Origin of the sequence: Streptomyces sp. NPDC093546 (assembly GCF_044765045.1) — a bacterium.
Taxonomy (GTDB): domain Bacteria; phylum Actinomycetota; class Actinomycetes; order Streptomycetales; family Streptomycetaceae; genus Streptomyces.
The window spans coordinates 56,714-74,478 of record NZ_JBIWJG010000010.1; the positions used below are offsets into that span (position 1 = coordinate 56,714).

The following is a 17,765-nucleotide window of genomic DNA, read 5'->3' on the forward strand; positions in this document are numbered from 1 at the left end:
CCGCTCGCGGGCCTGGCCTCAGTGCGGTTCGTCCGCACCCGCCAGGCCCGCGACGCGGGCGAGGCGGCGGTAGGAGTCCACCAGCGCCGAACGGTCGTACGTACTCGTCGTCACCAGCACCTCGTCGGCGCCCGTCTCCTTCACGGCCACCTCCAGCGCGTCCCGCACCTGCTCCTCGGTGCCGTGGACGTGCCCGCGCAGCCCCGCCTCGTACAACTCCCGCTGCTTCGGCGTCATCGCCAGGCCCGCGATCCGCTCCGGCGGTGTGAGCGGCGGGAAGTCGCCCTTCGTACGGGAGTACGCCAGCGACCACGCCTCCGGTATCAGCAGCCGCGCCGCCTCCTCCTCGCTCTCCGCGACCGCCACCGTGCCGGCCACGACGACGTACGGCTCCTCGGCCCACGCGGACGGGCGGAAGGCGGCACGGTACCGCTCGACCGCGGCCACCACCTTCGACCGGCCCTTCAGATCGCCTATCACCAGCGGCAGCCCGGCCGCCGCGGCGATCTCCGCGCCCTCGCCGGTGGCCAGAACGTACGGCGGGACCCGCAGGCCCTCGGAGGGACGGGCGCGCACCCGGGGGTGCGCCGACTGCGTACCGTCGAACCAGCCCAGCAGCTCCTCCAGTTGGGCGGCGAAGTCGCCGGCGTCCTCCTTGTCCCGGCCCAGCGCACGCCGTATCCCGTCCGTGAAGCCCACCGAACGGCCCAGCCCCATGTCGATCCGGCCAGGGAAGAGCGACTCCAGCACCCCGAACTGCTCCGCCACCACCAGCGGCTGGTGGTTCGGCAGCATCACCCCGCCCGTGCCGACCCGGATCGTCCGCGTCGCGGCGGCGACGGCGGCCGCCAGCACGGTCGGCGCCGAGCCCGCGACGCCCGGCACACCGTGGTGCTCCGACACCCAGAACCGGTGGTAGCCGAGCGCCTCCACCTCCTGGGCGAGGCGCACCGTGTCGCGCAGCGCCTGCGGACCGTCCTGCCCCTCGCGGGTGCGGGAACGGTCCAGTACGGAGAACCTGGCCGAGGCGATCAATGAGCTCACGCACCTTTCAACGCCTGCCGCGCGCGAGGATTCCCGCCGGAGCCGGGGACTTCCCTACGCTGGGGCGCGTGACGCGAAACAGCAGGCCCCTGGCCGTCTTCGACCTGGACAACACGCTCTCCGACGCCCGCCACCGGCAGCGCTTCCTGGAGCGCAGGCCCCGCGACTGGGACGCCTTCTTCGCCGCGGCGCCCGAGGACCCGCCGCTCGCAGAGGGCGTGGCCCTGTGCCGGGAGGCGGCCGACGCGTGCGAGGTCGTCTATCTGACCGGGCGGCCCGAGCGGTGCCGCCAGGACACCGTGGCGTGGCTGGCGGCGCACGGCCTGCCCGAGGGCCGCATCCACATGCGGCGTAACGACGACCGGCGCCCGGCGCGCCACACCAAGCTGGAGATCCTGCGCAGGCTGGCGCAGCGCCGGGAGATCCGCATGCTCGTCGACGACGACGAGCTGGTCTGCGACGCGGCCGAACGGGCGGGCTTCCCGGTCGTACGGGCCCGCTGGGCGGAAAGCTCGGCCGAGCTCGAGCAGGCCCAGGAGAAGGAGGGCCGTACCTGAGCCCGGACCGGGAGGGCCGTACCCCGGGACAGAGAAGGAGGCCCCGTACCCGAGCCCGGACCGGTGCCGTCAGGCGCCGTGCTCCGACGGCTCATCCAGCCGGAAGCCGACCTTCATCCCGACCTGGTAGTGCGCGATCCGGCCGTCCTTGATGTGGCCCCTGACCTGCGTCACCTCGAACCAGTCCAGGTTGCGCAGCGTCTCCGCCGCGCGGGCGACGCCGTTGCGCAGGGCGTCGTCCACGCCCTCGTGCGAGGTGCCGACGATCTCGGTGACGCGGTAGGTGTGGTGCGACATGGAGGTCTCCTCGTTCGCCCGGTGCCTTCGCCCGGAGATGCCTCCTTCCACGGTGCCCCACGGCGCCGGGGTCCGCGAGGCGTCGGCGGCGACGGGGTGGGCACCAAGGCGGCACGGAGGTGCGCCCAGGGGGTTGACCCGCTCATTGGTCCATACCAAAATCCAGCCATCACGCCCGTGGCGAATTCCTTCGCTTCCCCCCACGCCGGGTCCACTTCCTGTTCACGCAAAAGGTGCCCTACGTGAAGAAGCGCATCCTCGCCTGCGCCGCCGCGCTGACGACGGCCATGACCATGACCGTGACGGCGACCGGCTGCGGCGCTCTCGCCGGCGACGAAGCCGGTACGCCGACCGTCCGCGTCTGGCTGATGAAGGGCAGCGTCTCCGACGACTTCCTGGAGCGGTTCACCCGCGCGTACGAGGACGAACACGCCGTCGACCTCGACATCACCCTCCAGGAGTGGACCGGCATCGGCAAGAAGGTCACCGCCGCCTTGCACAGCGGCGACGCCCCCGACGTCATCGAGGTCGGCAACACCCAGGTGGCCCGGTACGCCGAGACCGGCCTGCTGTACGACCTCACGCTCGAATCCGTGCGTGACCTGGGGCAGGCCGACTGGCTCCCCGCCCTGAAGGACCCCGGCAGCGTCAACGGCGTCCAGTACGGCATCCCCTGGTACGCGGCCAACCGGGTGGTCATCTACCACAAGGACCTCTTCGCGGAGGCCGGCATCACCACGCCCCCGAAGACCCGCGACCAGTGGATCGAGGCCACCGAGAAGCTCGGCGGCGGTGGCCGGCACGGCATCTACCTCGCGGGGCAGGACTGGTACACCCTCGCCGGGTTCATCTGGGACGAGGGCGGCGAACTGGCGGTCGAGAAGGGCGGCGTGTGGACCGGCACGCTCGACACCCCCGCCGCCCTGCGCGGCATGGCCTTCTACCAGCGCCTCCAGGAGCTCGGACCGGGCCCCAAGGACGCGGACGAGGAGACCCCGCCCCAGGCCGGCGTCTTCGCCCAGGGCGACGTCGCCCAGATCATCGCGCCGCCGAGCGCCGCCGCCGCCATCGAGGAGCGCAACCCGGCCCTCAAGGGCAAGCTCGGCTTCTTCCCCATTCCCGGCAAGACCGCCGACACGCCGTGCGCCGTTTTCACCGGCGGCTCGGACCTGATCGTCCCCGAGAAGGCGAGGGAGCGGGACGCCGCCATCGAGGTCGTCACGGCGCTCGCGGGCGAGAAGTGGCAGACCGACCTCGCCCGCACCATGAGCTACGTGCCCAACAAGGCCTCCCTGGCGCCCGTCGTCGAAGGCCAGGAGGCCACCGCCGCCATGGCCGCGGGCGCGGCGCGCGGCCGGGCCACCCCCAACGCGCCCCAGTGGGCCGCGGTCGAGGAGGCCAACCCCATCAAGCCGTACATGACGGCCGTCCTCGAGGGCCAGGACCCGAAGCGGGCGGCGAAGACGGCGTCGGACCGGATCACCCGGGCGCTCGCCGGCTAGGGGTGTCTTGTCGATCAGGCCGTACCCGGGGTTCAGCAGGCGCACATCCGCGCTCCGCCGGACGGTCACGTCGAGTCCAGGCTGCCGCGGGAGAAGTAGGAGGCGGGGCCGGCGCAGCCGGGGCCCGCCGCCTTCCCTCCGGCAGAGGAGACCGCCATGCCCGCATCCCCGACCGCCGCCACCGTCCCCGCACCTGTCCCGGTTCCCGCCACCGTCCCCGCCCCCGTCCCGGAGCCCGCTCACGCCGCACCCCGCCCCCGGTACGCCGTCTCGCTCGCCCGCGAACAGGAGGAGGTCCGGGCGGCGCAGCGGCTGCGGCACCTGGTGTTCGCGGGGGAGCTGGGCGCCCGCCTCGACGGGCCCGAACCCGGGCTGGACGGCGACGCGTTCGACGCGTACTGCGACCACCTGCTGGTACGGGAGGAGGCGACCGGCGAGGTCGTCGGCACCTACCGGCTGCTGCCGCCCGAGCGCGCCCGCGTCGCCGGGCGGCTCTACTCCGAGGGCGAGTTCGACCTCTCCCGGCTCGGCCCCATCCGCCACGACCTGGTCGAGGTCGGCCGCTCCTGCGTGCACCCCGCCCACCGCAACGGCGCGGTCATCTCCCTCATCTGGGCCGGCATAGCCCGCTACATGACCCGCACCGGCCACGACTGGCTCGCCGGCTGCTGCTCCATCCCCCTCGCCGACGGGGGCGCCCTCGCCGCCGCCACCTGGGACACGGTCAGGGACCGCCACCTCGCGCCCGAGGAGTACTGGGTCACCCCGCACCGGCTCTGGTCCCCCGAAGGCGCCTCCCACCCCGCCCCCCGCACCGAACTCCCCCCGCTGCTGCGCGGATACCTGCGCCTGGGCGCCTGGGTCTGCGGGGCCCCCGCCCACGACCCGGACTTCGGCGTCGCGGACCTCTACGTCCTGCTGTCGCTGCGCCGCACCAACCCCCGCTACCTGCGGCACTTCCTCTCCCTCGCCCCCGCCTGATGAGCGGGCCCCGGCTCGGTTCGCCCTGGCTGCCCACCTCCCCGTGCGCCCCGCACCACTGCACCCGGCATCCGGGACCGCGTGCCCCGCTGCCGCGCGCCGTCGCACGGCTGGTGGCCGGGGTCCTCGCCGTGCTCGCCGGAGTGGTGTGCGCACCGCTGACCGCGCCGCTCGGCCGGGCCGTACGACGGCGCCTGACGCGGCTGTGGTGCCGGGCGGTGCTCCGCGCCTTCGGCGTCCGCGTACGGATCACCGGCACACCCCCACCCCCGTCCGGCGGCGCCTGCCTCGTGGTCGCCAACCACATCTCGTGGCTGGACATCCCGCTCGTCGGCGCCGTCCTGCCCGGCCGCATGCTGGCCAAGAGCGAGGTGCGGCGCTGGCCCCTGCTCGGCCTACTCGCCGCCCGGGGCGGCACCCTCTTCCTCGAACGCGACCGGCTGCGCGCCCTGCCCGGCACCGTCCGCGAACTCGCCGGGGCGCTGCGCGGCGGCGCGCGCGTCGTCGTCTTCCCCGAGGGCTCGACCTGGTGCGGCCGCGCCGCGGGGCGCTTCCGCCCGGCCGCCTTCCAGGCGGCCCTGGACGCGGGCGCCGGCGTCCAGCCCGTACGCATCCGGTACGAGCCGGCCGGCCCGGCCGCGTTCGTCGGCGACGACCCGCTCGCCGCCTCCCTGTGGCGGGTCGCGGCGGCCCGGGAGCTGACGGCGGAGATCCGGATCCTGCCCCCGGTCCCCGCCGGCCGCCACCCCGACCGCCGCTCCCTGGCGCGCGCCGCTCAGGCCTCCGTCACCGCCGCGGGCGTCGAAAGCGACAGCGCGAACCTCCCCTCCGCGTCCGTCCACCAGTGCGTCAGCTCCAGCCCCGCGCCCGCCAGCTCGCGGCGCACGCCCTCCTGACGGAACTTCGCCGACACCTCCGTACGCAGCTCCTCACCGGCCTCGAACGGCACCGCGATGTCCAGCTCCGGGATCTTCACGGTCAGCGCCGCGCGCGCCCGCAGCCGCATCTCGATCCACTCCCGCTCCCGGTCCCACACGGCCACGTGGTCGAAGTCGTCCGGATCGACGTCCGCGCCCAGCTCCCGGGCGAGCACGGACAGCACGTTCTTGTTGAACTCGGCCGTCACCCCCGCCCCGTCGTCGTACGCCGCGGTCAGCGTTCCCTCGTCCTTGACCAGGTCGGTGCCGAGCAGCAGCCCGTCGCCGGGCTGGAGCAGCGTCCGTACGGAGCGCAGGAAGACGGCCCGCTCCTCCGGCAGCAGGTTGCCGATCGTGCCGCCGAGGAAGGCCACCAGCCGGGGACCCGGGGTGCCCGGCAGGGCGAGCCCCCGGGTGAAGTCGGCGACCAGGGCGTGCACCTGGAGCCCGGGCCGCTCCGCGCTCAGCGCCTCGGCCGCGCCCCGCAGCGCGCTCTCGCTGACGTCCACCGGGACATAGCCCTCCAGGCCCGGCAGCAGCGCGTCGATGAGGTGACGGGTCTTCTCGGACGAACCGGAACCGAGCTCCACCAGGGTGCGGGCCCGGGTGGCGGCGGCGATCTCACCGGCCCGCGCGATCAGGATCTCCCGCTCCGCGCGGGTGGGGTAGTACTCGGGCAGACGGGTGATCTCCTCGAACAGCTCGCTGCCCCGCGCGTCGTAGAACCACTTCGGCGGCAGCTCCTTCGGCGTACGGGTCAGACCGTGCAGGACGTCGGCGCGCAGGTCCGCCCCGGTGGCGTCCTCGGGCAGGGTGCGGGTCAGCAGGAACGGGCTCACGCGGGCGGCTCCTTGAGCGGGGTTGGCGATACGTCGCTACGGGTGGCGGTCAGCACGGTGAGGTCGGGCACCTCGCGCCAGCGGGGATCGTCGTCGTACGGCTCCGAGGCCACGACCACGCGCCGGCCGGGGCCGGTCAGGTACCAGAGCGTGTCGCCCCAGGCGGTCGCGGTGATGGTCTCGCCGTCCGTGAGCAGCAGGTTCAGCCGCGACCCGGGCGCCGCGGCGGCGACCTCGTACACCGTGGCGGCCAGCGCGTCGGACGGCTCGTCCCCGGAGCGCAGCCGGTGCAGGACCAGCGCCCACACGAGCGCCGAGTCGTTCCGGGCCTCCAGGGACAGCAGCGCCTCGGCCGGCAACTGCCTCGCCAGGGGCGCGAGGGAGCCGGGCCAGCCCCGTACCGCGCCGTTGTGGCTGAACAGCCACCGGTCGGCGGCGTACGGCGCGGCGGCCGCCTCCGCGTCGGCGCCCGACAGGGTGGCGTCCCGGACCGCGGCCAGCAGGGCACCGCTGCGCACCACCCGGGCCAGGTCGGCGAACGACAGGTCGGCCCAGATCGGCCCGGCGCGCCGGTAGCGGGCGGGCACCGGGTCCGCGCCCCCGTCCGCGTACCAGCCGACACCGAAACCGTCGGCGTTCACCGTCCCGTGCCGCTGCCTGCGCGGCGCCCAGGACTGCCGGTACAGGCCGTGCGCCGGCTCCACGAGCACGTCCCCGAGCGGTACCTCGGGGCCCAGGTAGGCGAGATGGCGGCACATCAGACCACCTCCGTGCCCACGACGTCCCGCGCGGTCCGGAACCCGGCGAAGATCTGGCGCCGCACGGGCAGGTCCCAGTTGCGGAAGGTGCCCCGGCACGCCACCGGGTCGACCGCGAAGGAACCGCCGCGCAGCACCTTGTGCGCCGGGCCGAAGAACACCTCCGAGTACTCGCGGTACGGGAAGGCGGCGAACCCCGGATACGGCAGGAAGTCGCTCGACGTCCACTCCCACACGTCGCCGATCAGCTGGCGTACGCCCAGCGGTGACCGCCCGGCCGGATAGCTCCCGGCCGGCGCGGGGCGCAGATGCCGCTGGCCCAGGTTGGCGTGCGCGGGCGTCGGGTCCTCGTCGCCCCACGGGTAGCGCCGGGAGCGGCCCGTGGCCGGGTCGTGGCGGGCGGCCTTCTCCCACTCCGCCTCGGTCGGCAGCCGCCGGCCCGCCCAGCGGGCGTAGGCGTCGGCCTCGTACCAGCTGACGTGCACCACCGGCTCGTCCTCGGGCACCGGCTCGACGACCCCGAAGCGCCGCCGCAGCCACTGCCCGCCCTCACGGCGCCAGAACAGCGGCGCGCCGATGTCGTGGGCACGGATCTGTGCCCAGCCCTCCGGGGCCCACCAGCGCTCCTCGCGGTAGCCGCCGTCCTCGATGAAGGCCAGGTACGCGCCGTTGGTGACGGGCACCGTGTCGATGAGGAAATCCGGCACCACGCGCGCGTGGGCGGGGCGTTCGTTGTCCAGCGCCCACGGCTCGGCCGAGGTGCCCATGGTGAACGGCCCGCCCGGCACCAGCACTTCGGCGGGCAGCCCCTGCGTGTCCGTCGCCGGCGGCGGCGCGGGGGCGTCCAGCGCGGCCGGACCGCGCCGCAGCTGGTGCGTGATCAGCATCGTCTCGTCGTGCTGCTGCTCGTGCTGGGCGATCATCCCGAAGGCGAAGGCGGCGTCGACGAGCGGCCGCCCCTCCAGCGGGGTGCGTTCGAGGACGTCCAGGGCCCGGCCGCGTACGTCGGCGGCGTACGCGCGCGCCTCGGCCGGGGCGAGCAGCGGCAGCGAGGGGCGGGTGGCCCTGGGGTGCTCGAAGGCGTCGTAGAGCGAGTCGATCTCGGGGCGCAGCGCCTCCCGGCCGGCGACGGCCCGCAGCAGCCACTGCTCCTCCTGGTTGGAGATGTGCGCCAGGTCCCACACCAGCGGGGACATCAAGGGGGAGTGCTGCGCGGTCAGTTCGGCGTCGTCCACGCAGTCGGTGAGCAGCGCGGTACGCGCCCGGGCGGTGGTCAGCGCGTCGAGCGCCCGCCGCCGGAGCGTGTCGGGGTCTGTCATGTACGGACGTCCTTCCCGGGGGCGCCGGAGCCGGTCCCGGTGCCGGTCATGGGGGAGAGGTGATCGTCTGCGGGGCACCGGCCCCGTACGACGTAGCGCTCGTGGAAGGCGGCCACGGCGTCCCGTACGGCCGGGCCGGCCCCGATGCGGGGCAGCGCCTCCAGGGCGAGCGTGAAGCACGAGACGGCGGCGGCGTGCAGCGCCGGATGCGCGAGCCCGTCCCGGGCGGCGGTGGTCCACAGCGCGTCACGCGGCGGGCCGACGGGTCCCGTGTCGTCCAGCAGGGGGCCGACCGTGCGGTACGCCGCGTCGGCGGCCTCCGGGTCGTCGAGCAGCGCGGCCGTGACGGCGAGCGGGACGATCCAGCCGTCCTCGCCCGACTGGGCGTCGATCATGCGCAGTTCGAGGTGGCCCCGCGGCCGCACGGGCGGGAAGAGGGTGGTCAGGTGGTAGTCGAGGTCCGCGCGGGTCGCGGCTCTGGGACGGCCCTCGCGCAGCCACTGCCGAAACGTCAGTCCGTCCGGGACCGCCCACGGCCCCTCGTCGCCCCGGACGCACATCACCGGCGCGTCCAGCGCGTGCGCGGCCCACGCGGCGCGCGGCTCCCCGGCGAGGGGCGGCGCCATGCCCCGTACGGGATCGAGCTCCGACCACAGCGACTGCCGTGTCGAGCGCCACCCCGTCCGGGCGCCGTGCAGGGACGGCGAGTTCGCGAAGGCGGCCACCAGGACCGGCCCGAGCGCGTGCGCCAGCCGCCAGCGCCGCTCGAAACCGAGCGGTCCCGGCTCCTCGTGCCCCGCGTCGAGGCAGACCTGCACGGAGGCCGAGTCGCGCATCATGGCCCGTCCGGCCGGACCGGACCGGTCGAGGTAGGCCTCCATGGCGTCGTACCGCGGCTCGCGCAGCAGCCGGGCGCGCGGCGGCTGCCAGGGATCGGTGCCGAAACCGGCCAGGGTGAGGCCGAGGCCGCCGAGCGCGCCGCGTACGGCGGCCAGATCGGCCGAGACGGTGGTGACGCACTCCATGAGGGAGGCCGCGGGCGGCGAGCTGAGCTCCAGCTGCCCGCCGGGTTCGACGGTGAGCGCCGACCTCAGGGGAAGGGCGCGCAGCCGGGTGAAGGCGGTGCGCAACCGGTCGGGGGAGATGGTGAGTTGCGGAACGTGCGGTTCATGGACGAACCATTCCAGTTCGACTCCGGTGGTACGCGGAGGGCCCGTCTTGAAACAGATGCATCGCAACAGGTCCTCGGCTTCGTCCTCGGAGAGCGGGGTGCCGCTCTCCGCCAGGTCGCACGGTGGCATGGGACTCCTCCTGTCGAAGGCTTCCGTTCCACCTAAGCCACCGCTGTCCGTTCGCACAAGAGTGCCCCCGGGTGATGCGCTGGGCGCGGAAAAGCGTTTGCGGCGCGTCCGGTTGATCTTCGACGATGCCGGGTATGAGTGCACGTTTGCGCGGGATCGCGAAGCAGACCGAAGAGATCGTCGCGGCGGGCCGGTACTACGCCCCCGGGGGCCGCGAGGTCAGCCTCGAACCCGCGCTGGCCGCCGCCCTCGCCGGCACCCGGATGTACGGCCCCGAGCCCGTCCCGGTCACCCCCGGCACCGACCGCACGACGCGCTTCGAGGCCACCGGGGAGTCCAGCCTGGAGGCCGCGCGCCGCCTCGTCGACGCCGCCCCGGACCGCCCGGTCGCCGTCCTGAACTTCGCCTCCGCGCGCAACCCCGGGGGCGGCTACCTCAATGGCGCACAGGCGCAGGAGGAGGCGCTCTGCCGCGCCTCCGCGCTCCATGCCACGCTGCTGCGTGCCCCCGAGTACTACGACCACCACCGCGCCGACCGCAGCCCGTTCTACACCGACCGGGTGATCCACTCCCCGGCCGTGCCGGTCTTCCGCGACGACCGCGGCCGCCTGCTGGACTCCCCGTTCACGGTGGGATTCCTGACGTCGCCGGCGCCGAACGCGGGCGTCGTCCTCAGCCGTACGCCGGAGGAGGCCGGGCGCATACCGGCGGCGCTCGCCTCGCGGGCGGAGAGGGTGCTGGAGACGGCGGTGGCGGGCGGCTACCGGCGCCTGGTGCTGGGGGCGTGGGGCTGCGGTGTGTTCCGCAACGACCCGGCGCGGGTGGCGGAGGCGTTCCGGGCGCTGCTGGCGGGGGAGGGGCGGTTCGCGGGGCACTTCGAGGAGGTCGTCTTCGCGGTGCTCGACCGGACGGCGAAGGGCGCCACGCTGGGCGCGTTCCGCGACACGTTCGCGGACCTGATGTCACCCCGCTGACCTGGGCGGACACCCCGGCGCGGCGCCGTTGGAGGGCGCCTGTCAGTGCCCCCTGCCATGCTGGATCACGGCGTGGAACCCGGCCTGGCAGGAGACCGGGTGGCGTCACGACCCGTGCATCGGAGGATCACCATGCTGACGACCGATTACGTGCCCGGTGCCCCGAACTGGATCGACCTCGGAGCCCCGGACGTCGACGCCGCCGTCGCCTTCTACTCCGCGGTGTTCGGCTGGACCTTCCAGTCGGCCGGCCCGGACTCCGGGGGCTACGGCTTCCTCCAGCTCGACGGCCGGACCGTGGGCGGCGTCGGCCCCCTGACGGAAGAGGGCGCGACCTCCGCCTGGACGACGTACTTCGCGACGCGGGACGCCGACGCGACGATGGACGCGGTACGGCAGGCCGGTGGCTCCGTGCGCGTCGAGGCGAGTGACGTCTTCACGGCGGGCCGGATGGCCGCCTTCACCGATCCCACGGGCGCCGAGTTCGCGGTGTGGCAGCCGGGCGACATCACGGGCATGGACGTGGTCATGGAGCCCAAGACCCTGTGCTGGACCGAGCTGTACACGACGGACTCCGACGCCGCGAAGGACTTCTACCGCGCGGTCTTCTCCTGGGACTACCAGGACATGGACATGGGCGACGGCGTCGTCTACAGCGTCGTCTCCGCGCCGGGCGGCGGGAAGGAGGGCGACGCGGGACAGGGCGGCATCCTGCGCCTGGGGAAGGACAACATCCTGGCCGGATCCACCTCCGAATGGCACCCGTACTTCGGCGTGAGCGACTGCGACGCGGTGTACGGCGCGGCCACCGGCCTCGGCGCCACGACCCTCGTGCCGCCGGTCACCGTGCCGGGCGTCGGCCGGATCGCCATGCTGACGGATCCGGCCGGCGCACCGTTCGCCCTGATCAAGGGCGACCCGACCATGACCTGAACGAGGGGACGGGCGCCTCAGATCCAGCCGTCCAGCGCCGCCATGAAGGCGTCGAAGTCGTCCCGGTGGATGGTGTGACCGGCGCCCGCGACCGTACGCACCTCGAAGCCGCGCTCCGCCAGCAGCGCCGCGCGCTCCGCCGACACGAGCATGCTCGGGTCGGCGAGCGTCACCAGCGACGGCACGACCGGCCGCGCCGGGAGCAGGTCCGTGCCCGCGACAGCCTCCAGCCCGTAGGCCGTGGCCTCGTCCCACACCTTCAGGGTCTCCAGCTCGATGTCGACGTCCACCGCCTCCCAGCGCGGGTTCATCGCGGCGACGTGCTCCCGCGTCGCGGCCTTGGCCTGCGCGAAGAGCTCGCCCCGGTAGCCGTCGTCACCGGCCGGCAGGTGCCAGGCGGGGTCCGAGTAGACCGCGCGCCGCGGCGCGAGCCGCTCCACGGCGAGCGACAGCGCCAGCCCGCCCAGCGAGTGGCCTATCGCCAGCTCGGCACCGGCCGGCAGGGTCTCGACGACGTCGTCGGCGAAGTCCCCCGCGGTGTACGAACCCGCGCGGGCGCTGGCGCCGTGCCCCCGCAGGTCGACGGCGATGACCCGGTAGCCCTTGTCGGCCAGGGCGGGGCCCACCCGCCGCCAGGTCCGGTGGTCCGCCATGATGCCGTGGATCAGCAGGGCGACGCGGTCGCCCTCGCCCCACGTGGTGGTGTGCAGCCGCACGGTGAAGCCTTTCGTCGAAGGTGAGTCGGGGTGGAAAAGGAAAGCTTGATGAGTGGTCAGGACGGGAGTGGTCAGGACACGGTACGGATGGGCCGCACGGCAAGCGCCCCCAGCACCGACAGTGCGGCGGCGACGAGGAAGAGCGGCGTGTAGCCGCTGCCGACGGAGACGATCACCGAGGCGAGGAACGGCGCCACGATCTGCGGCCCGGCGTTCGCGACGTTGAGCACGCCCATGTCGCGGGCGGCGTCCTCCGCCTTCGGCAGCACCATCGTGACGAGCGCCGTGTCGACCGCCATGTAGCAGCCGAAGCCGAGGCCGTTGACCACGGAGAAGACCAGCATCGCCGTCCAGCTCGTCGACACGGCCGGGACCAGCAGGGCGATCGATGCCAGCAGGGCCGAGGCGCCAACGAACAGCTTGCGCCGGTCGAACCGGTCCGACAGCCAGCCGCCCAGGACGGTGGAGACGGCCATCGCCACGGCGTTGACCGGCATCAGGACCGCCACCGCCTCCTCCGCCGCCATCCCGGCCGGCAGGACGGTGTGGTCCTTGAGGATGTAAAGCTGGAAACCGGCGACCGAGAAGTAGCCGAGGATCAGCAGCGCCCGCCCGATGAACGCCCAGCGGAAGTCGTGCGCCCGCAGCGCGCTGCCGAAGGCGGCGACCTGGGCCCGGACCGGCATCGGCGCACGCGCGGGCAGCCGCTCCTCGCGAGCCAGCCCGCTGAAGAGCGCGGCAGCCGCCGCCACGATCACGCCGAACACCAGATAGCCGGTGCGGTAGTCGTCGGCGAACGCCGCTCCGAGCAGGGCACCGGCGGTCGTCCCGACCGGCAGTCCCAGCCCGACGGCGGCCGAGGCCCGGCCCCGCGCGGTCAGCGGCACCCGGTCGGGGACCACGGAGGTGAGGGCGGCCTGGTAGACGTTCATCACCGCCTGGCCCAGACACCAGGCGATCGCCACCAGCAGGACCGTGTCCACGCTCCCGAGCAGCAGCATCACGGGCACGGCCAGCAGCCCGCCGGCCAGGATCCACGGGTTGCGGCGGCCGGAGCGGTCCGACAGCGCCCCGGCGACCGGGTTGAAGACGGTCGCGAAGACCGCCGAGACGCCGGAGACCAGGCCGAAGTTGGCCACCTTCCCGGCGGGGTCGATGGCCTCGATGTGCAGGGCGAGCAGTACGCCGGGGACCCCGACGTACAGCGCGTACATCGCCGCGTTGCCGACGAGCAGTAGCGGCAGCAGCCCGCGCGTCGCCCGGCGCGCCGCACCCGACACGTCGGCAGGGGCGGATCCGGCGGCGCCGGACCCACCGGCGCCCGGAGAAGAGGACGGGGACGACGACGGGGACGGGGGCGGGGGTGGAGGCGGGGAAAGGGCCACAGTGCCCTCCAGGGAATGGGGATTTATCCTGATGACATCGGCGTGGTGACACGTGTCAGCGGTGTGTGGCCCACTGTCTAGCACCCTCTTCCGGCCAACCGCCAGACCCGCGCGCCGACCGGTCTGGAAAGATGACGCGAGCGATGAGCCAGACACCCCGACAGCCCGCCGAACGCCCGGTCCCGACCAGCGCCGATGTCGCGCGGCTGGCCGGCGTCTCCCGGGCCACCGTCTCCTACGTGCTCAACAACACCGCGGCGGTCCGCATCAGCGAACCGACCCGCCGTCGCGTACGCGAGGCGGCCGAGGAGCTCGGCTACGTCCCGCACGCCGCCGCCCGCAGCCTGCGCGCCGGCCGTACCCGGATCGTGCTGCTGCCCACCGCGCAGGTCCCCGTCGGCCCGCTCTACAGCCGCTTCCTCTGCGAGCTCCAGGCCGCCCTGCGCCACCTCGACTACACCGTCGTGCAGTACGGCAGCACGGGCCTCGACGGCGACGAGGCGGCCCGCGCCTGGGCGGAGCTGCGCCCCGTCGCCGTGGTCTCGTTCGGGGAGGTGGCCCTGACCCCGTACGGCGTCGACGTCCTCAAGCGCTCGGGCGCCCGGGCCGTCGTCACGCTGGGCCCCGAGCCCGTCGAAGGCGCCCACACCCTGGCCATGGACCAGCGGGAGGTGGGCGCGTGCGCGGGCGCCCACCTGCTGGAGCGCGGCTACCGGCGCATCGGCGTGGTGGTGCCCGAGGAACCAGGCCTCGAGATGTTCTCCGGGCCGCGCCTCGACGGCGTGCGCGCCGCGGCGGCGGGCGCCGGCGCCGAGGTCCGGCCGCTTCCGCTCGCCTACACCGAGGAGTCCGCCGCCGCCCTCGCCGCCCGCTGGGCCGAGCTGGGCCTCGACGCCGTCTTCGCGTACAACGACGAGTACGCCATGCTCCTGATGCGGGCCCTCCAGGACGCGGGCGTCGCCGTCCCCGGCGACACGGCGCTCGTCGGCGCCGACGACCTCCTCCTCGGCAGGCTGCTGCGGCCCCGGCTGACCACGGTGAGGGTCGCCATGGAGACCGGCCAGCGCCTGGCCGAGCTCGTCGACCGCATCGTCCGCGACCCCGACGCGGCCCCCGAGCGGCACGACCTGATGGCGGCCCGCGTGATCCCCCGCGAGTCCACCTAGGGGGTGCCCGGCGACTCAGGTCTCGGCGGGCTGAGGCATTCCGCGCCTACGCCGAGACGACGGGATGCCGCCGCAGGTTCCTCCTGGGCTACTTCGGCGAGCCCTACGAGGCCCCGTGCGGGAACTGCGACGTGTGCGAGACGGCGGCATCGGACACCTCCGACGCGCCATCGGCCGCGAACGCCCCGGGAGCCGACGGCACGGAGCCGGACCGGGCGCGGTCACCCTTCCCCACCGGGGCACGGGTGCGCCATCAGGAGTGGGGCGACGGCACGGTCCTCAACGAGGAGACCGACCGGATCACCGTCCTGTTCGACACCATGGGCTACCGCACCCTGTCACTGGCGACCGTCGACGAGCACGACCTGTTGTCGGTCCTCGAACCACCGCCCGCCCCCGGGGACCGCTGACGTGCGGTCGGCGCCGAACGTCTCTAGCGTCGCCTGCATGAGCACCGTTCCGCAGCGCTTCGAAATTCTTCTGGTCCCCGAGCACGCCGAAGGCCGTGACGCGGCGCACCTCGCGGAGGTCGCCCTCCGCTCGGCCGTGGTGCGCGCCACCGGCGAGACCGGCGTGTCCGGCTACCCCCACTACGTCGGCGAGGGGATGGAGGCCGACATCGACCCGGAGACCCGCACGGTCGAGGCCCTGCTGGTGGACGGCGCGGAAGTGGACTACGGCCTGTCGGCCCGCGTGTCCGCCCGTACGGAATTCTGACGGGCTTCGAGAGGCACCGGCGTTGACAGGGCGGTGGTCCGGAACGGAAACTCGGCTGAGGCCAGCGATGAAGAGAACTTCACCTGGCGAACACCCGAGGTGACGTGGGAGAGACCCGATGAGCATCCGCGACGTCTACATCGTCGACGCCGTCCGCACGCCGATCGGCAAGTTCGGGGGAGCCCTCTCCTCCGTACGACCGGACGACCTCGCCGCCCACGTCGTCAAGGCGCTCGTGGACCGTACGCCCGCCCTCGACCCGGTCCGGATCGACGACGTCTACTTCGGCGACGCCAACGGCGCGGGCGAGGACAACCGCGACGTCGCCCGCATGGCCGTACTCCTGGCCGGCCTGCCCGTCTCCGTACCCGGCGTGACCGTCAACCGCCTGTGCGGCTCCGGCCTCGAAGCCGTCATCCAGGCCGCCCGCGCCATCGCGCTCGGCGACGCCTCCGTCGTCCTGGCGGGCGGCGTGGAGTCGATGTCCCGCGCGCCCTGGGTGCTGCAGAAGCCCGAGCGCGCCTTCCCCGCCGGGCACCAGCAGCTGCACTCGACCACCCTCGGCTGGCGCATGACCAACCCGAGGATGCCCGCCGAGTGGACCGTCTCCCTCGGCGAGGGCGCCGAGCTGATCGCCGACAAGCACGCCCTCACCCGCGAGCAGCAGGACGCCTTCGCCCTCGCCAGCCACCAGAAGGCCGCCGAAGCGTGGGCGAAGGGCCTGTACGACGGCGAGGTGGTCCCGTACGACGGCGTCGGCCTCACCCGCGACGAGTGCATCCGCGACACCACGTCCATGGAGGCCCTGGCCAAGCTGAAGCCGTCGTTCCGCCCCGACGGCACGGTCACGGCGGGTAACGCCTCGCCGCTCAACGACGGCGCCGCGGCCCTGCTGCTCGTCGACGAGGAGGGCCTGCGCGCCTGCGGGCGCGAGCCGCTGGCCCGTATCCGCACCTCGGCCGTCACCGGCATCGAACCGCAGCTCTTCGGCCTCGGCCCGGTGGAGGCGGTGCAGCGGGCCCTCACCAAGGCCGGCCGCACCTTCGCCGACCTCACCACGTTCGAGCTGAACGAGGCGTTCGCCGCGCAGTCGCTCGGCTGCCTCGCCGAGTGGCCGGACCTCGACCCGGCCGTCGTCAACCCGCGCGGCGGCGCCATCGCCATCGGCCATCCCCTGGGCGCCTCGGGCGCCCGCCTGGCCGGATCCGTCGCCCACCAGCTCGCGGCCGCGGGCTCCGGGACCGGCCTCGCGGCCCTGTGCATCGGAGTGGGCCAGGGCCTGGCCCTCGTACTGGAGCGCTAGAAACCGCCGCTGGACACGCCGGGCGGAACCGGGGGAGGGCGGGTGCGGCCGGGGGAGGGGTGGGTGCGGGTCAGCCCTGCCCCTTGGCCTTCGCTTCCTCGATCGACGCGCGCACCTTGTCCATGTCCAGGTCGCGGGCCTGTCCGATCACGTCCTCCAGGGCGGCCTCGGGTAGCGCCCCTGGCTGGGCGAAGACGGCGACATTGTCACGGACGATCATCAGCGTCGGGATCGACCGGATGTCGAACGCCGCCGCCAGCTCCGGCTGCGCCTCCGTGTCCACCTTGGCGAACACCAGGTCCGCGTGGCGCTCGGACGCCTTCTCGAACACCGGGGCGAACTGCCGGCAGGGTCCGCACCACTCCGCCCAGAAGTCGATCAGAACGAAACCGCTGTCGCTGACGACCTCGTCGAAGTTCTCCTTGGTGAGCTCGACCGTGCTCATGTGCCTACCTCTTCCCGGTGTCCGTCGGTATGGCTGTCCCCGCACAACGGTGCCCGGGGCCCGCACTATTCCGCCTGCCCGTGCCGTGGCGCCGTACACGCCCGCCTCATACCGTCAGCACTTGGCGGAGGCCTGCGAGGCGGCGATGGCCTGGTCCAGCGCCTCCAGCTGCGGTCTGATCCGCTCGGCGGCCTGGGCGCCGCTCGTGTCCCGCGGCAGGGCGTCGACGGCCCGCGCGAGCCCGTCGTACGCCTCCGTCACCGCGTCGGCCCGCGCCTTGCGGACCCGCTGCGCACTCTGCGTCACGGTGTCGAGGGCGTGCGCCACGTCGTCCCTGAGGTCCCTGACGTCGTCGAGCCCCGTCGTCGTCAGGCCCAGGTCCGCCAGCTTCCCGGCGTCCATGCGCAGGACGCCGAGGTCCTCGCAGAGCGTGTCGGTGGCGGCGCGCTCCTGCTCCGCGGGGGACATGCGGGCGCCCGCGCACCCGGAGAGGGCGAGGACACCGGCCGCGCACAGGAGCAGTGCGGCGGAACGCGCCGCGGCGCGGTACGAGTGGAGGTGGACGCCCATGCCCCCATTGCACGGCCGGGCGCGGTGAGGCGCCCCGCGGA

Annotated in this window: 19 protein-coding genes and 2 pseudogenes; 11 read left to right on the forward strand and 10 right to left on the reverse strand. The window is 74.0% G+C overall.

Annotation, left to right across the window (positions count from 1 at the left end; all coding sequences use genetic code 11):
- Window positions 1–18: 18 nt before the first annotated feature.
- A complete protein-coding gene (locus ACIRNI_RS21835) occupies window positions 19–1,044 on the reverse strand; it encodes an MsnO8 family LLM class oxidoreductase (protein ID WP_403553386.1) in 1,026 nt (341 codons plus the stop codon).
- A gap of 68 nt (window positions 1,045–1,112) precedes the next feature.
- On the opposite strand from ACIRNI_RS21835, the gene ACIRNI_RS21840 reads away from it, so the two are divergent.
- Complete coding sequence (locus ACIRNI_RS21840) at window positions 1,113–1,601, forward strand: hypothetical protein (RefSeq protein ID WP_403553388.1); 489 nt, start codon at window positions 1,113–1,115, stop codon at window positions 1,599–1,601.
- Between the two features lie 69 nt (window positions 1,602–1,670).
- Here the strand turns inward: ACIRNI_RS21840 and ACIRNI_RS21845 are convergent, their stop codons facing one another.
- Window positions 1,671–1,898, reverse strand: coding sequence for a dodecin (locus ACIRNI_RS21845; protein WP_403553390.1), 228 nt, complete (start codon window positions 1,896–1,898; stop codon window positions 1,671–1,673).
- A gap of 242 nt (window positions 1,899–2,140) precedes the next feature.
- Here ACIRNI_RS21845 and ACIRNI_RS21850 point away from each other — a divergent pair, with 242 nt between their 5' ends.
- The 3 genes and pseudogenes from ACIRNI_RS21850 to ACIRNI_RS21860 all read left to right on the forward strand — a co-directional run.
- Entirely contained in the window at window positions 2,141–3,400 is a 1,260-nt protein-coding gene (locus ACIRNI_RS21850; protein ID WP_403553392.1) for an extracellular solute-binding protein, read from the forward strand.
- Between the two features lie 156 nt (window positions 3,401–3,556).
- Window positions 3,557–4,381 (forward strand): GNAT family N-acyltransferase, encoded by an 825-nt coding sequence (locus tag ACIRNI_RS21855; protein WP_403553394.1) that lies wholly within the window; start codon window positions 3,557–3,559, stop codon window positions 4,379–4,381.
- A pseudogene (locus ACIRNI_RS21860) lies at window positions 4,381–4,983 on the forward strand (lysophospholipid acyltransferase family protein); the annotation flags it as partial. The gene ACIRNI_RS21855 and the pseudogene ACIRNI_RS21860, both read left to right, overlap by 1 nt.
- A gap of 173 nt (window positions 4,984–5,156) precedes the next feature.
- On the opposite strand, the gene egtD reads toward ACIRNI_RS21860, so the two are convergent.
- Genes egtD through egtA form a run of 4 tightly spaced genes read right to left on the reverse strand, consistent with a single transcriptional unit; the run spans window position 5,157 to window position 9,515 of the window.
- The gene (egtD, locus tag ACIRNI_RS21865; protein ID WP_403553396.1) at window positions 5,157–6,137 is read right to left on the reverse strand and encodes an L-histidine N(alpha)-methyltransferase; all 981 of its coding nucleotides are present in this window, start codon (window positions 6,135–6,137) and stop codon (window positions 5,157–5,159) included.
- Entirely contained in the window at window positions 6,134–6,895 is a 762-nt protein-coding gene (gene egtC / locus ACIRNI_RS21870) for an ergothioneine biosynthesis protein EgtC (RefSeq protein ID WP_403553398.1), read from the reverse strand. Before egtC ends, egtD begins: the two co-directional genes overlap by 4 nt.
- Complete coding sequence (gene egtB / locus ACIRNI_RS21875; RefSeq protein ID WP_403553400.1) at window positions 6,895–8,214, reverse strand: ergothioneine biosynthesis protein EgtB; 1,320 nt, start codon at window positions 8,212–8,214, stop codon at window positions 6,895–6,897. The genes egtC and egtB overlap by 1 nt, the downstream gene beginning before the upstream one ends.
- The gene (egtA, locus tag ACIRNI_RS21880) at window positions 8,211–9,515 is read right to left on the reverse strand and encodes an ergothioneine biosynthesis glutamate--cysteine ligase EgtA (protein ID WP_403553402.1); all 1,305 of its coding nucleotides are present in this window, start codon (window positions 9,513–9,515) and stop codon (window positions 8,211–8,213) included. Before egtA ends, egtB begins: the two co-directional genes overlap by 4 nt.
- A 134-nt stretch (window positions 9,516–9,649) precedes the next feature.
- On the opposite strand from egtA, the gene ACIRNI_RS21885 reads away from it, so the two are divergent.
- Together ACIRNI_RS21885 and ACIRNI_RS21890 are read left to right on the forward strand one after the other, a co-directional pair.
- The gene (locus ACIRNI_RS21885) at window positions 9,650–10,489 is read left to right on the forward strand and encodes a TIGR02452 family protein (RefSeq protein ID WP_403553404.1); all 840 of its coding nucleotides are present in this window, start codon (window positions 9,650–9,652) and stop codon (window positions 10,487–10,489) included.
- Window positions 10,490–10,621: 132 nt separating this feature from the next.
- Window positions 10,622–11,422, forward strand: a complete 801-nt coding sequence (locus tag ACIRNI_RS21890) for a VOC family protein (protein WP_403553406.1) — start codon at window positions 10,622–10,624, stop codon at window positions 11,420–11,422.
- Between the two features lie 17 nt (window positions 11,423–11,439).
- Here the strand turns inward: ACIRNI_RS21890 and ACIRNI_RS21895 are convergent, their stop codons facing one another.
- The gene (locus tag ACIRNI_RS21895; RefSeq protein ID WP_403553408.1) at window positions 11,440–12,138 is read right to left on the reverse strand and encodes an alpha/beta fold hydrolase; all 699 of its coding nucleotides are present in this window, start codon (window positions 12,136–12,138) and stop codon (window positions 11,440–11,442) included.
- A 71-nt stretch (window positions 12,139–12,209) separates the two neighbouring features.
- Window positions 12,210–13,418, reverse strand: a complete 1,209-nt coding sequence (locus ACIRNI_RS21900; RefSeq protein WP_403553410.1) for an MFS transporter — start codon at window positions 13,416–13,418, stop codon at window positions 12,210–12,212.
- Window positions 13,419–13,666: 248 nt separating this feature from the next.
- Between ACIRNI_RS21900 and ACIRNI_RS21905 the strand changes: the two genes are divergently transcribed.
- The 5 genes and pseudogenes from ACIRNI_RS21905 to ACIRNI_RS21925 all read left to right on the forward strand — a co-directional run bounded on the left by ACIRNI_RS21905 (window position 13,667) and on the right by ACIRNI_RS21925 (window position 16,709).
- Entirely contained in the window at window positions 13,667–14,689 is a 1,023-nt protein-coding gene (locus tag ACIRNI_RS21905; RefSeq protein ID WP_403553412.1) for a LacI family DNA-binding transcriptional regulator, read from the forward strand.
- 26 nt (window positions 14,690–14,715) lie between these two features.
- Window positions 14,716–14,817: pseudogene (locus ACIRNI_RS21910) on the forward strand (RecQ family zinc-binding domain-containing protein); the annotation flags it as partial.
- Between the two features lie 3 nt (window positions 14,818–14,820).
- Window positions 14,821–15,099 carry a hypothetical protein gene (locus ACIRNI_RS21915; protein WP_403553791.1) on the forward strand — a complete coding sequence of 93 codons (279 nt, stop codon included), beginning with the start codon at window positions 14,821–14,823 and terminating at the stop codon, window positions 15,097–15,099.
- A gap of 37 nt (window positions 15,100–15,136) precedes the next feature.
- Window positions 15,137–15,406: a hypothetical protein gene (locus ACIRNI_RS21920; protein ID WP_403553414.1), complete on the forward strand. Its 270-nt coding sequence runs from the start codon at window positions 15,137–15,139 to the stop codon at window positions 15,404–15,406.
- Between the two features lie 118 nt (window positions 15,407–15,524).
- Entirely contained in the window at window positions 15,525–16,709 is a 1,185-nt protein-coding gene (locus ACIRNI_RS21925; RefSeq protein WP_403553416.1) for a thiolase family protein, read from the forward strand.
- Window positions 16,710–16,779: 70 nt separating this feature from the next.
- Here ACIRNI_RS21925 and trxA read toward each other — a convergent pair whose 3' ends face one another.
- A complete protein-coding gene (trxA, locus tag ACIRNI_RS21930) occupies window positions 16,780–17,154 on the reverse strand; it encodes a thioredoxin (RefSeq protein ID WP_403553418.1) in 375 nt (124 codons plus the stop codon).
- 114 nt (window positions 17,155–17,268) lie between these two features.
- On the reverse strand, window positions 17,269–17,724 hold the full coding sequence (locus tag ACIRNI_RS21935) for a hypothetical protein (RefSeq protein WP_403553420.1): 456 nt from the start codon (window positions 17,722–17,724) through the stop codon (window positions 17,269–17,271).
- Window positions 17,725–17,765: the final 41 nt, after the last annotated feature.

Coding starts and splice junctions, on each gene's coding strand:
- ACIRNI_RS21855 (WP_403553394.1), top strand. CDS start 3,557: ATGCCCGCATCCCCGACCGCCGCCACCGTCCCCGCACCTGTCCCGGTT.
- egtC (WP_403553398.1), bottom strand. CDS start 6,895: ATGTGCCGCCATCTCGCCTACCTGGGCCCCGAGGTACCGCTCGGGGAC.
- ACIRNI_RS21935 (WP_403553420.1), bottom strand. CDS start 17,724: ATGGGCGTCCACCTCCACTCGTACCGCGCCGCGGCGCGTTCCGCCGCA.
- ACIRNI_RS21845 (WP_403553390.1), bottom strand. CDS start 1,898: ATGTCGCACCACACCTACCGCGTCACCGAGATCGTCGGCACCTCGCAC.
- trxA (WP_403553418.1), bottom strand. CDS start 17,154: ATGAGCACGGTCGAGCTCACCAAGGAGAACTTCGACGAGGTCGTCAGC.
- egtA (WP_403553402.1), bottom strand. CDS start 9,515: ATGCCACCGTGCGACCTGGCGGAGAGCGGCACCCCGCTCTCCGAGGAC.
- ACIRNI_RS21890 (WP_403553406.1), top strand. CDS start 10,622: ATGCTGACGACCGATTACGTGCCCGGTGCCCCGAACTGGATCGACCTC.
- ACIRNI_RS21905 (WP_403553412.1), top strand. CDS start 13,667: ATGAGCCAGACACCCCGACAGCCCGCCGAACGCCCGGTCCCGACCAGC.
- ACIRNI_RS21885 (WP_403553404.1), top strand. CDS start 9,650: ATGAGTGCACGTTTGCGCGGGATCGCGAAGCAGACCGAAGAGATCGTC.
- egtB (WP_403553400.1), bottom strand. CDS start 8,214: ATGACAGACCCCGACACGCTCCGGCGGCGGGCGCTCGACGCGCTGACC.
- ACIRNI_RS21920 (WP_403553414.1), top strand. CDS start 15,137: ATGAGCACCGTTCCGCAGCGCTTCGAAATTCTTCTGGTCCCCGAGCAC.
- ACIRNI_RS21925 (WP_403553416.1), top strand. CDS start 15,525: ATGAGCATCCGCGACGTCTACATCGTCGACGCCGTCCGCACGCCGATC.